Source organism: Allobosea sp. Leaf344, assembly GCF_001426225.1.
GTDB lineage: Bacteria > Pseudomonadota > Alphaproteobacteria > Rhizobiales > Beijerinckiaceae > Allobosea.
On the sequence record NZ_LMRT01000014.1, the window covers coordinates 382,198 to 394,637 of the forward strand.

At 69.2% G+C, this 12,440-nt stretch carries 12 protein-coding genes; 6 read left to right on the forward strand and 6 right to left on the reverse strand.

The window, feature by feature from the left end; all coding sequences use genetic code 11:
* The first annotated feature begins 68 nt into the window (after positions 1-68).
* From ASG72_RS13775 to ASG72_RS13785, 3 genes are all read left to right on the forward strand, one after another.
* The gene (locus ASG72_RS13775) at positions 69-2,195 is read left to right on the forward strand and encodes a molybdopterin oxidoreductase family protein (protein WP_056713159.1); all 2,127 of its coding nucleotides are present in this window, start codon (positions 69-71) and stop codon (positions 2,193-2,195) included.
* A gap of 143 nt (positions 2,196-2,338) precedes the next feature.
* Positions 2,339-2,686 carry a hypothetical protein gene (locus tag ASG72_RS13780; protein WP_156395967.1) on the forward strand — a complete coding sequence of 116 codons (348 nt, stop codon included), beginning with the start codon at positions 2,339-2,341 and terminating at the stop codon, positions 2,684-2,686.
* A gap of 142 nt (positions 2,687-2,828) precedes the next feature.
* Positions 2,829-3,629 (forward strand): YafY family protein, encoded by an 801-nt coding sequence (locus tag ASG72_RS13785; RefSeq protein ID WP_082540338.1) that lies wholly within the window; start codon positions 2,829-2,831, stop codon positions 3,627-3,629.
* Here ASG72_RS13785 and purN read toward each other — a convergent pair.
* Complete coding sequence (gene purN, locus ASG72_RS13790) at positions 3,563-4,126, reverse strand: phosphoribosylglycinamide formyltransferase (RefSeq protein ID WP_056714683.1); 564 nt, start codon at positions 4,124-4,126, stop codon at positions 3,563-3,565. The genes ASG72_RS13785 and purN overlap by 67 nt on opposite strands.
* 56 nt (positions 4,127-4,182) lie before the next feature.
* The gene (gene purM, locus ASG72_RS13795) at positions 4,183-5,256 is read right to left on the reverse strand and encodes a phosphoribosylformylglycinamidine cyclo-ligase (protein ID WP_056713162.1); all 1,074 of its coding nucleotides are present in this window, start codon (positions 5,254-5,256) and stop codon (positions 4,183-4,185) included.
* A 134-nt stretch (positions 5,257-5,390) separates the two neighbouring features.
* Between purM and ASG72_RS13800 the strand changes: the two genes are divergently transcribed.
* The 3 genes from ASG72_RS13800 to ASG72_RS13810 all read left to right on the forward strand — a co-directional run bounded on the left by ASG72_RS13800 (position 5,391) and on the right by ASG72_RS13810 (position 7,859).
* Complete coding sequence (locus tag ASG72_RS13800) at positions 5,391-5,921, forward strand: CDP-alcohol phosphatidyltransferase family protein (protein ID WP_056713164.1); 531 nt, start codon at positions 5,391-5,393, stop codon at positions 5,919-5,921.
* Positions 5,922-6,018: 97 nt separating this feature from the next.
* A complete protein-coding gene (locus tag ASG72_RS13805; RefSeq protein WP_056713166.1) occupies positions 6,019-7,128 on the forward strand; it encodes an AI-2E family transporter in 1,110 nt (369 codons plus the stop codon).
* A gap of 35 nt (positions 7,129-7,163) precedes the next feature.
* Positions 7,164-7,859, forward strand: a complete 696-nt coding sequence (locus ASG72_RS13810) for a hypothetical protein (RefSeq protein WP_056714685.1) — start codon at positions 7,164-7,166, stop codon at positions 7,857-7,859.
* A 35-nt stretch (positions 7,860-7,894) separates the two neighbouring features.
* On the opposite strand, the gene ASG72_RS13815 is transcribed toward ASG72_RS13810, so the two are convergent.
* The 4 genes from ASG72_RS13815 to radA form a co-directional block, all read right to left on the reverse strand.
* Entirely contained in the window at positions 7,895-8,638 is a 744-nt protein-coding gene (locus ASG72_RS13815) for an SDR family NAD(P)-dependent oxidoreductase (RefSeq protein ID WP_056713168.1), read from the reverse strand.
* Between the two features lie 93 nt (positions 8,639-8,731).
* Positions 8,732-10,204 (reverse strand): amidophosphoribosyltransferase, encoded by a 1,473-nt coding sequence (gene purF, locus ASG72_RS13820; protein ID WP_244488802.1) that lies wholly within the window; start codon positions 10,202-10,204, stop codon positions 8,732-8,734.
* A 43-nt stretch (positions 10,205-10,247) separates the two neighbouring features.
* Complete coding sequence (locus ASG72_RS13825) at positions 10,248-10,919, reverse strand: CvpA family protein (RefSeq protein WP_056713172.1); 672 nt, start codon at positions 10,917-10,919, stop codon at positions 10,248-10,250.
* A gap of 105 nt (positions 10,920-11,024) precedes the next feature.
* Positions 11,025-12,422: a DNA repair protein RadA gene (gene radA / locus ASG72_RS13830; RefSeq protein ID WP_056713174.1), complete on the reverse strand. Its 1,398-nt coding sequence runs from the start codon at positions 12,420-12,422 to the stop codon at positions 11,025-11,027.
* Between the last annotated feature and the right edge of the window lie 18 nt (positions 12,423-12,440).

Consider the following 12,440-nt stretch of genomic DNA (forward strand, 5'->3'; position numbering starts at 1 on the left):
CCCTAGGCCGGGCCGGCTCTGCAAGGAACCGCATTCCCAATCACGGTTGCGTCGGCTACCAGTTGAGCATGACAGAATTGCCCCGCATCGCGCATCACCCCTCGGTCTGCCCGCATGATTGCCCCTCCGCCTGTTCGCTGGAGGTCGAGGTGATCGACGGGCGCAGCATCGGCCGCGTCAGGGGTTCGAAGCGCCAGAGCTACACCGATGGCGTGATCTGCGCCAAGGTCGCGCGCTATTCCGAGCGCATCCACCATCCCGACCGGCTCCTCCATCCGCTGCGTCGCGTCGGCCCCAAGGGCTCCGGGCAGTTCGCGCGGATCAGCTGGGACGAGGCGCTGGACGAGATCGCCGAGCGCTTTCTCGGGATCGAGGCGGAATTCGGCGCCGAGGCGGTCTGGCCCTATTACTATGCCGGCACCATGGGGCTGGTGATGCGCGACGGCATCAACCGGCTGCGCCACGCCAAGCGCTATTCCGGGCAATATTCCACGATCTGCACCACCATGGCCTGGACCGGCTTCATCGCCGGCACCGGCCGTCTCGCCGGGCCCGATCCGCGCGAGATGGCGAAATCGGATTGCGTGGTGATCTGGGGGACCAACGCGGTCCATACCCAGGTCAATGTGATGAACCACGCCGTCAAGGCGCGGAAGACGCGGGGCGCCAAGATCGTCGCGATCGACATCTATCGCAACGCCACGCTCGACCAGGCCGATCTCGGGCTGGTGCTGCGGCCGGGTACCGATGCCGCGCTGGCCTGCGGCGTCATGCACATCCTGTTTCGCGACGGCCATGCCGACCGCGACTATCTCGCCCGTCACACCGACGCGCCGGCCGAGCTGGAAGCGCATCTGAAGACGCGCACGCCGGAATGGGCCGCCGCCATCACCGGGCTGAGCGTCGCCGAGATCGAGGAATTCGCCGCGCTGGTCGGCACCAACAAGCGCAGCTTCTTCCGTCTCGGCTATGGCTTTGCGCGCCAGCGCAACGGTGCCGTCTCGATGCATGCCGCGCTCTGCGTGCCGACGGTGACGGGCGCCTGGCAGCATGAGGGAGGCGGCGCCTTCCACAGCAACAGCGGCATCTACAAATGGCGCAAGAGCCTGATCGAGGGGCTCGACGTGATGGACCGCTCGGTGCGCCAGCTCGACCAGTCGCAGATCGGCCGCGTCCTCACCGGCGATGCCGAGGCGCTGCGCCAGCGTGGCCCGGTCAAGGCGCTCTTCATCCAGAACACCAACCCGGTCTCGGTCGCTCCGGAGCAGGAGCTGGTCAAGCGCGGCTTCGCCCGCGACGATCTCTACACCGTGGTCCACGAGCAGTTCATGACCGAGACGGCCGCGATGGCCGACATCGTGCTGCCGGCGACGCAGTTCATGGAGCATGACGACATCTATCAGGGCGGCGGCCACCAGCACATCATGTGGGGCGGGAAACTCGTCGATCCGCCGGGCGAATGCCGCTCGAACCATGAGGTGATCTGCGCGCTGGCCGCGCGGCTCGGCGCCAGCCATCGCGGCTTCGCCATGACCGCGCGCGAGATCGTCGACTGGACGCTGCGGGAAAGCGGCCGCGGCACGCTGGACGAGCTGATCGCCACTGATTTCACCGATGTACAGCCGGATTTTCGCACGGCGCATTATCTCGACGGCTTCGGCTATCGCGACCGCAAATTCCGCTTCAAGCCGGATTGGCCGGCCGTGCCGAACGCCAATGACGGGGCGGTCGGGCCCTGGCAGCAGATGCCGGCGCTGCCGGATTACTGGAACGTGCTGGAAAGCGCCGACGAGGCCCATCCCTTCCGCCTCGCGACCAGCCCGGCGCGCAGTTTCCTGAACTCGACCTTCACGGAGACGCCGGGTTCGCTGAAGAAGGAGGGCCGCCCGACGCTGATGCTGCACCCGCTCGACGCCGCGGCGCTCGGCATCGGCGAAGGCGACGAGGTCGAGATCGGCAATGGCCGCGGCAGCGTCTTCCTGCACGCCGTGCTGTTCGACGGCGTGGTCAGGGGGGTGGCGATCGCCGAATCGATCTGGCCCAACAGCGCCCATAGGCACGGGCGCGGCATCAACACCATCACCGGCGCGGACGCAGTCGCGCCCTTCGGCGGGGCCGCCTTCCACGACAACAAGATCTGGGTCCGCAAGGCGGCGCTCGGCGATGCCGCGCAGCCCGTGAGCGGCGCGGGCTGAGGCTCGCGGTGGCGACGCCGCGCTGCGTCGACGCCACGCTTGACCTTTGCCGATCGCTATGGACCATCGCAGCGCGCGGATGGGCCGGCCCTTAGGCTGAGTCTCCGCAACCATGGGAATGTCTCGCGATGATGATTCGGCGGATGGGTGCGGCTGTTCTGGCCGCTGGGGTGGCTGCGCTGCTGTCGGTGGCGGCACAGGCCGCGAGCAGCCAGGCGCCGTTGCCGCCGCCCGATCCCACGGCGAAGAACCTCAGCCCCTACCGCATCCAGCTGCGCGCCTTCGACGCCTGCCTGGTCACCCAGTCGCGGCTGATGGGCACCACCCGCGAGGCCGTGCATTCCGCCTGCAGCTGCTACGCCAAGGGCACTGTGGGGTCGATGACGAAGGCGGAGCTCCAGGCCTTCCGCGACACCGGCTATTTCGACGACAGCACCCGCGCCAAGGCGCTCGGCTTCATCGATAGCTGCCGGCTGCGCCGCCCGATCTGACGGGTTGTTACAACCGGGCGGGTTGTATCCTCGCCCTGTTCCTGACATGTTCTGGCAGGAGGCTGCGACAATCTGTTCCATGAACGGAGCGGCCGCAGCGCTGCATCCGGCCGCAGCCATTTCAGGACAGGACATTCAAGCGATGCAACGCGCCGAACGTTTGCTCGATCTGATCCAGAGCCTGCGCCGCCGCCGCCGGCCGGTCACGGCCGATACGCTCGCCGCCGAGCTCGACGTCTCGGTTCGCACCGTCTATCGCGATATCGGCGCGCTGACGCGCCAGGGCGTGCCGGTGCGCGGCGAGGCCGGCATCGGCTACATCCTCGACGCCGGCTTCGACATGCCGCCGCTGATGCTCTCGCCGGACGAGATCGAGGCGGTGCTGGTCGGCATGCGCTGGCTGACCGAACGGGCCGATCCGGTGCTCGCCCGCGCCGCCGAGGATGTCGTCAGCAAAGTGGCAGCGGTGCTGCCTGCGCATCTCAAGCCGATCCTGCTCGACGGGGCGCTGTTCGCGCCCGTCTACGGCGCCGACAAGCCGGTCGATCAGGTCGATGTCGCCGCGGTGCGCGCCGCCATCCGCCAGGGGCGCAAGCTCCAGGTGCGCTATCGCGACGAGGCCGGCCGCGAATCCGAGCGGATGATCTGGCCGATCGGCATGACCTTCTTCGACAGGGTGCGGATCGTCATCGCCTGGTGCGAATTGCGCGGCGCCTTCCGTCATTTCCGCACCGACAGGCTGACCGATCTCGTGGTGCGGGAGGAGCGCTATCCCGCCCGCCGGGCCGATCTGTTCCGGCGCTGGCAGGCGGAGGAGGCGCAGGCCCAGCGCGACGGCGAGGCCTGCGAGAAGAATCGCGGCGCGGCCGACCAGGCTCAGCGCGCGACCAGCGCCCCGTCGACCAGCGCCACGCGGCCGGAGGCGAGCTGCGCCAGGGCCTGAGGATAGATCACATGCTCCTGCGCCAGCACGCGGCGGGCGAGGGTCTCCTCATCGTCGCCCGGCAGCACCGGCACGCGCGCCTGTGCGATCACCGGCCCGGCATCGAGCTCCGGCACGACGAAATGCACGCTGCAGCCATGTTCGGCGACGCCCGCCTCCAGCGCCTGGCGATGGGTGTGCGTGCCCTTGAACAGCGGCAGCAGCGAGGGGTGGATATTGATCATCCGCCCCTCCCAGCGCCGTACGAACCAGGGCGTCATGATCCGCATGAAGCCGGCGAGTGCGATCAGCTCGATCTGGTTGACCCGCAACACCTCGTCCATCGCCCGCTCGAAGGCCTCGCGATCGCCCTGGAAGGCGCGATGATCGACGATGGCGGTGGCGATGCCGAAGCCGCGGGCCCGCTCCAGCCCGCCGGCATCGGGCCGGTTGGAGAGCACCAGCGCGATCTCGGCCGGATGGTCCGGCGCCTGCGCCGCCTCGACCAGCGACACCATGTTCGAGCCGCGGCCGGAGATCAGGATCGCCGTGCGCTTGCGCGGATGGGTCCGGCTCACAGGGCGAGCTTGCCGCGATAGGCGACCGCGTCCTCGCCCGCTGCCAGCGCCACGACCTCGCCGAGCCGCACCGGCGCTTCGCCCGTGTCCCGGAGTGCGGCCTCGACCTCGACCGCCTTGCCGGCTTCCGCCGCGACGATCATGCCGATGCCGCAGTTGAAGGTGCGCAGCATCTCGGTTTCGGCCACGCCCCCGGTCCGGGCCAGCCAGCCGAAGACCGGCAGCACCGGGATGGAAGCCAGATCGAGCGCGACGCCGAAGCCCTCCGGCAGGACGCGCGGGATGTTGTCGGGGAAGCCGCCGCCGGTGATATGCGCCAGCGCCTTGATGCCGGAGGTGGCCTTCAGCGCCGCGAGCAGCGGCTTCACATAGATGCGGGTCGGCGTCAGCAGCGCCTCCGCCAGGCTCTGCCCGGCGGCGAAGGGGGCGGGCGAGGCCCAGCCGAGCCCGGTCATCGCCACGATCCGGCGCACGAGCGAATAGCCGTTGGAATGGACGCCGGAGGAGGGCAGGCCGAAGACGACGTCGCCGGCGGCGAGATCGCCGCGCGGCAGCAGCGCGCCGCGCTCGGCCGCGCCCACCGCGAAGCCGGCGAGGTCGTAATCCTTCTCGGCATACATGCCGGGCATCTCGGCGGTCTCGCCGCCGATCAGCGCGCAGCCGGCCTGGCGGCAGCCATCCGCGATGCCGCGGACGATCTCGACCCCGACAGCGGGATCGAGCTTGCCGGTGGCGTAGTAATCGAGGAAGAGCAGCGGCTCCGCGCCCTGCACGATCAGATCATTGACGCACATGGCGACGAGATCGATGCCGATCGTGCCGTGCAGCCCGCTCTCGATCGCGATCTTGACCTTGGTGCCGACCCCGTCATTCGCCGCGACCAGGATGGGGTCGGAGAAGCCGGCCGCCTTCAGGTCGAACAGCCCGCCGAAACCGCCGATCTCGGCGTCGGCGCCGGGACGTCGCGTCGAGCGCACCAGCGGCTTGATGGCGTCGACCATCGCATTGCCGGCATCGATGTCGACGCCCGCCTGCGCATAGGTCAGTCCGTTCACGCCGGGCTTGGTCATGTCTCGCGCCTCGCTTGGATCAGCGCGAGCGATAGGCAAGCACGGCCCGGCTGGCAAGCCGGGAAGGGCCGCCGACCTTGCCGATCCACCGTTTCCGGGGCTAGCGTCGCCGCCCATCGCCGGGAAAGCGCGCCATGACCCTGCCGAACCTGATCACCATCGGAAGGCTGGTTTTAGTGCCGGTGCTGATCATGATGATCGTCAACGAGCGCTGGCAGGGCGCCTTCATCCTCTTCCTGATCGCCGGCCTGTCGGATGCGCTCGACGGCTATCTCGCCAAGCATCACGGCATGGCGAGCGAGCTCGGCGCCTATCTCGACCCGATCGCCGACAAGGCGCTGATCGTCTCGATCTACATCACGCTCGCGGTCGTCGGCGTGATCCCCTCCTGGATCGTCATCCTCGTGGTCTCCCGCGACATCATGATCGTCTCGGCGGTGATCCTGTCCTGGGTGATGCTGCGGCCGGTGCCCATCGCCCCGATGATCATCAGCAAGCTCAACACGGTCGCGCAGATCGGCTTCGCCGCGCTGGTCCTCGGCAGCAAGGGCTTCGGGCTGGATCCCGGCCCGGCGCTGCAGATCGCGCAGGGGCTGGTGGCGCTGTTGACGCTCGGTTCGATGGCGGCCTATCTCGGCTATTGGCTGCGGCACATGGCCAGCTGAACCGACCGTCCGGGTTCGGCGCCGACGCCTTGGAAGACCGACTGCCCATCCCCATTATCCGCCTCCGGGCGCCGCCGAGCACGAGAGATCGAGACAGATGACATTGCAGCGGCAGATCGGCTTCTGGCTGGCCTCTCTCTTCCTGCTCGTCCTGCTGCTGGTGCTGCTGCGCGACGTGCTGCTTCCCTTCATCGCCGCGCTCGCTCTGGCCTATCTGCTCGATCCGCTCGCCGACAGGCTGGAGCGCCTGGGCATGAGCCGGCTCGCCGCCACCCTCGTCATCCTGGTCGTCTTCCTGCTGCTCTTCGTGCTCGCCCTCGTGCTTCTCGTGCCGCTGCTCGGCCAGCAGCTCTCCGCGCTGGTGCAGAAGCTGCCGACCGACGCCGCGCGGCTGCAGAGCCTGGTGCTCGAGCGCGGCGGGCCCTGGCTGGAGCGGCTCGGCGGGGCGGAACTGGCCAAGGATGCGCAGAGCTCGCTCGGCAACATCGTCGGCGAGGCGACGAAATGGGTCGGCAGCGTGCTGCAGGGGCTGTGGACCGGCGGCACCGCGATCATCGGCCTGTTCTCGCTGCTGGTGCTGACGCCGGTAATCGCCTTCTACCTGCTGGTCGATTGGGATCGCATGGTCGCGACCGTCGATGGCTGGCTGCCGCTCGACCATCGCGAGACGATCCGCGGGCTGCTGCACGAGATGGACCGCTCGATCGCCGGCTTCCTGCGCGGGCAGGCGCTGGTCTGCCTGCTGCTCGGCCTGTTCTACGCCGTCGGGCTCAGCCTGCTCGGCGTCAATTTCGGCGCGCTGATCGGCATCATCTCGGGCTTCCTCTCCTTCATCCCCTATGTCGGCTCGCTGACCGGGCTCGTCCTCTCGGTCGGCGTCGCGATCGTGCAGTTCTGGCCGGACTGGACCATGCCCCTGGCGACGCTGGCGGTCTTCGCCGCCGGGCAATTCCTGGAGGGCAACATCTTCCAGCCGAAATTCGTCGGCGATTCCATCGGCGTGCACCCGGTCTGGCTGATGTTCGCGCTGCTCGCCTTCGGCACGCTGTTCGGCTTCGTCGGGCTGCTGCTGGCGGTACCGCTGGCGGCGGTGATCGGCGTGCTCTGCCGCTTCGCCCTGCGGCAATATCTGGCGAGCAACATCTATCATGGCGGCAGCGCCGCCAGGGCGGCCGAAGCCGCGGCCAAGATCCGGGCCGAGGGCTGAGCCGGCCCCGCAATGCCATGGAAGAGCCCGCAGCCATGACCGAGGCGCCCCGCAAGCCGCGCCAGCTCGCCTTCGACCTGCCGGTGGACAGCCGCCACGGCGTCGAGGATTTCCTCATCGGCCCCTCCAACGAGGCGGCCTATGCGCTGATCGAGGCCTGGCCCGCCTGGCCCGAGGCCTGGCTGCGGCTGATCGGGCCGGAAGGCGCCGGCAAGACCCATCTCGCGGCGATCTGGGCGAAAACCTCGCATGCCTGGACGGTGCAGGCGCAGGAGGTCACCCAGGCCGATGTGCCGCATCTCGTGTCGCAGGGCGCGCTCGTGGTCGAGGATTGCGATTCCGGCCGCCTCGACGAGCCGGCGCTGTTCCACCTGATGAACGCGGTGAAGGCCAAGCGCGGCACGCTGCTGCTGACCGCCCGGAGCGCGCCCGATCGCTGGGGCCTGACGGTGCCGGACCTGCTGTCGCGGCTGCGGCTCGCTCCGCATGCGGTGATCGAGCCGCCCGATGACGCGCTGCTGCGGGCCGTGCTGGTCAAGCTGTTCATCGACCGCCAGCTGATCGTCGACACCGGCATCATCGAGATGCTGGCGCAGCGCATGGAACGCTCCTTCGCCGGCGCGCGCGCTCTGGTCGACGGGCTCGACCGTCTGTCGCTGGAGCGCGGCCGCCGCGTCACCCGCGCTCTGGCCGGCGAGGCGCTGGCGGCGCTGTTTCCGGACACGCCCTAGAAGCGCCCGCCAAGCGGCGCAACCCTTCCAGCGCCTCAGGCCGGCGGCTGCGGCGTCAGCACTTTGCCTTGCGGGAAATCGAAGATCTTGCCGGTCTCGGTCCAGCCGGGCGAGGCGAGCTGCAGGAGATGCGGCGCGAGTTCCTCCGGCGTCTTCAGCGTCAGCGGGTCTTCGCCCGGCATCGCCTCGGCCCGCATCCGCGTCCGCAGCGGCCCCGGATTGACCAGCATCACCTTCATCGGCGTCGTCGCGGTCTCCGCGGCATAGGTGCGCGCCATCGCCTCGACGGCGGCCTTGGAGATCGAATAGGGGCCCCAATAGGCCAGGCATCTATGCGCCGCGCCGGACGAGAGCATGATCACCCGCGGCGCATCCGAGGCCTGCAGCGCCGGTTCGACGCTCTTCAGCAGGCGCCAATTCGCGCTGACATTGATGTCGAAGACCCGGTTCCATTCCTTGGGCGATGCATGGGTCAGCGGGGTCAGCGGCCCCAGTATCCCGGCATTGGCGAGCAGGATGTCGAGCTTGCCCCAGCGCTGCAGCAGGGCGGGGCCGAGCTTCTCGATCGCCGCCGCATCCGCCAGATCGACCGGGACCAGCGTCGCGCCCTCGCTGCCGGTCGCCTTGATCTCGTCATCGAGCTCCTCGAGCGCGCCGGAGGTGCGGGCCAGCGCCACGACATGCGCCCCCGCGCCGGCGAAAGCGAGCGCCGCCGCCCGGCCGATGCCACGCGAGGCGCCGGTGACGAGCGCGACGCGCCCTTGCAGAGGCTTGGTCATCCTGTGGATCCCTGTCGCGGTAGAGCGGAGCTCCGGGGGCGCGACGCCGTCTTGCGGGTCGCGCCGGAGATCCGCGGAGAGGCCCGGCGCCGGTCAGCCCGCCTCGGCCAGAAGCGAGATCTGCTGCTTGGCGCTCTCGCCGATCACGTCGGTCAGCGAGGTCGGGTAGTCGCCGGTGAAGCAATGATCGGTGAATTGCGGCCGCACCGGATCGCGGCGGTCATGGCCCATCGCGCGGTAGAGCCCGTCCACCGACAGGAAGGCCAGCGAATCGGCGCCGACGAACTGCCGCATCTCCTCCAGGGAATGCGTCGCGGCCAGCAGCTTCTCGCGGTCCGGCGTGTCGATGCCGTAATAATCGGGATGGGTGATCGGCGGCGAGGAGATGCGGAAATGCACCTCGCGCGCCCCGGCCTCGCGCATCATCTTGACGATCTTAAAGCTGGTCGTGCCGCGCACGATCGAATCGTCGACGAGCACGATGCTCTTGCCCTCGACCACGCTGCGATTGGCAGAATGCTTCAGCCTGACGCCGAGCTCGCGGACCTTCTGCGTCGGCTCGATGAAGGTGCGCCCGACATAATGGTTGCGGATGATGCCGAGCTCGAAGGGGATGCCGCTGGCCTGCGCGAAGCCGAGTGCCGCCGGCACCCCGGAATCGGGAACGGGCACGATGACGTCGGCATTGGCCGGAGCCTCCTGTGCCAGCACCGCGCCCATCTGCTTGCGGCGCTCATAGATGCTGCGCCCCTTCACGATGGAATCGGGCCGGGCGAAATAGATGTATTCGAAGATGCAGGGCCGCTCCGCGGTCGGCGGGAAGGGCTTGTGGCTCTCGATCCCCGCTTCGGAGACGACCACCACCTCGCCATTCTCGACCTCGCGGATGAATTTCGCGCCGATGATGTCGAGCGCGCAGGTCTCCGAGGTCAGGATCGGGCAGCCATCGAGCTCGCCCAGCACGAGCGGGCGGATGCCGAGCGGATCGCGCGCGCCGATCAGCTTCTTGTTGGTCATGCCGACGAAGGCATAGGCGCCCTCGATCTGGCGGATCGCCTCGACGAAGCGCTCGATGAACTGGCCCTTACGGCTGCGCGCCACCAGATGCAGCAGCACCTCGGTATCGGAGGTCGACTGATAGATCGCCCCGTCCCGCACCAGATTGCGGCGCAGGGTCAGCCCATTGGTCAGATTGCCGTTATGCGCCACGGCGAAGCCGCCGCCATGCAACTCGGCGAAGAGCGGCTGGACATTGCGCAGGATGGTCTCGCCGGTGGTGGAGTAGCGGACATGGCCGATGGCCTGCGCGCCCTTGAGCTTCTCGATGACGGCGGCCTCCGAGAAGGTGTCGCCGACGAGGCCCATGCGCCGCTCGGAATGGAAGCGGCTGCCGTCGAAGGAGACGATGCCCGCCGCCTCCTGGCCGCGATGCTGCAGGGCGTGCAGCCCGAGCGCGGTCAGCGCCGCGGCATCGGCATGGCCAAAAATGCCGAAGACGCCGCATTCCTCCCGCAGCCGGTCGGCATTGGGGTCGAAAGCGTCGTCAGGCACGATCTGCGGGTTCATCGCGGTCTCCATGCATCAGGTCCCGGAGGGTCCTGCGCCAGAATTACGGACGTGTCGTGGCAGGCTTGCTGGTATCGATGATGCGCTGCAGGGCGGCGCGGTCGCCGGCGCCGGGGGCTTCGGTCCGGCGCTGCGGATCGGAGGTCGGGCTGGCCGGGGTGCGCGGCTCCTCGGCCGGGGCCTCGGTCGGCTCGTCGCCGGTCTTCGGCTTCAGCCGCTGGATGAAGTCCGTGTTGATCTCGGCCGGCAGCATGGTCAGCAGCGAGCGCCCGGTCTGCTCCAGGATCGGCCGCGCCTTGGCGTCCCGCGCCCAGGGCGGCATCTTGGTGTCGCCGATCAGCGAGGAGAACAGGAGATAGCCGATCACCGCCAGCAGCAGCCCGCGCCCGGCGCCGAAGACGAAGCCGAGGGTGCGGTCCAAGGCGCCGATGCGCGAATCGAGGACAAAATCCGAAATCCGCGCCGTGATCAGCGAGACGATGATCAGCGTGACCAGGAACAGCGCCGCGATGGTGGCGATCAACGCAATGGTGTCGTTCGGAATATATTGCTTGGCGAGGGGCAGCAGCGAGGGGTGAAACACCCAGGCGACCGCGGCCGCCGCGGCCCAGGAGGCGATGGCGAGCACTTCGCGCGTCAGCCCCCTGACAGCGGCCAGCAACGCCGAGATCAGCACCACGCCGATGACGACGAGATCGAGAATTGTCACTGGCATGGACGGGCCGCTTCGCTCGAATTGGGGATGGCCTGCAGCAAATGGGCGGGCCGCGTTGGTTTTGCTATACGCGCTCGCGTCCGCGGCGTCACCATAGCCGCGGCTTCATTTCACATCTCTGCGAGGCGCGCGCGCCGCGATATCGGCAACGAGCTCCGTGACATGGCCGAAGCGGCGCAGCATCAGCCCGCCGCCATCCCCGGCATCGGCACCGCCGGCCGGCATCAGCGCCGCCTCGAAGCCGAGCTTGGACGCTTCGCGCAGCCGCGCGGCGGCGACCGAGACCGGCCGAATCGCGCCCGACAGGGCGATCTCGCCGAAATACACCGCCTCGGGCGGCAGGATCGCCCCCGTCAGCGACGAGACCAGCGCCGCCGCCACCGCGACATCGGCGGCCGGTTCGTTGACGCGCATGCCGCCAGCGACGTTGAGATAGACGTCGTGCTGGCCGAGCCGCAGCCCGCCATGCGTCTCGAGCACGGCGAGCACCATGGCGAGCCGGCTGTTCTCCCAGCCGACCACGGCGCGGCGCGGCGTCCCGAGCGAAGTCGGCGCGACCAGCGCCTGGATTTCGACCAGCACCGGCCGCGTCCCCTCGATCCCGGCGAAGACGGCAGCACCCGGCGCCGCCTGGTCGCGCCCGGCCAGGAACAGCGCCGAGGGGTTGGAGACCTCCGACAGGCCCATGCCGGTCATCTCGAAGACGCCGATCTCGTCGGTCGGCCCGAAGCGGTTCTTCTGCGCGCGCAGGATGCGGAAGGCGTGCACGCCTTCTCCCTCGAAGGAGAGCACGGCATCGACCATATGCTCGACGACGCGCGGCCCGGCGATCTGGCCGTCCTTGGTGACGTGGCCGACGAGGATGAGGCAGGCGCCAGAGGTCTTGGCGTAGCGGATCAGCGCCTGCGCCGAGCCGCGCACCTGCGTCACAGTGCCGGGCGCGCTCTCGACCTCGCCGGACCACATGGTCTGAATCGAATCGATCACCACCAGCGCCGGCCTGGTACCCTGGTTCAGCGTCGCGACGATATCCTCGACATTGGTCTCGGCGGCCAGGTCGACCGGCGCCTCGGCCAGCCCCATCCGCTCGGCGCGCAGCCGCACCTGCCCGGTCGATTCCTCGCCCGAGACATAGACGACGCGGCGCCCCGCCTGCGCCAGCGCCGCGCAGGCCTGCATCAGCAGGGTGGATTTGCCGATGCCGGGATTGCCGCCGATCAGCAGCACCGAGCCCGGCACGAAGCCGCCGCCGGTGACGCGGTCGAGCTCGCCGATGCCCGCGGTGATGCGCGGCGCGTCCTGGGTCTCGCCCTTCAGCGTCTCCAGCGCGAAGACACGCCCGCGCGCCCGTCCGCCGGCCGCCGGCCGGCCGCCCGGAACCGGCGCCGCCTGCGCCTCCTCCGACAGCGAGGACCAGGTGCCGCAGGCATCGCATTTGCCCTGCCAGCGATGATAGACCGCGCCGCAGGCCTGGCAGATATAGGTCGGTCCGCGCTTGGCCATCTAGCCGGCCCGCCCGCC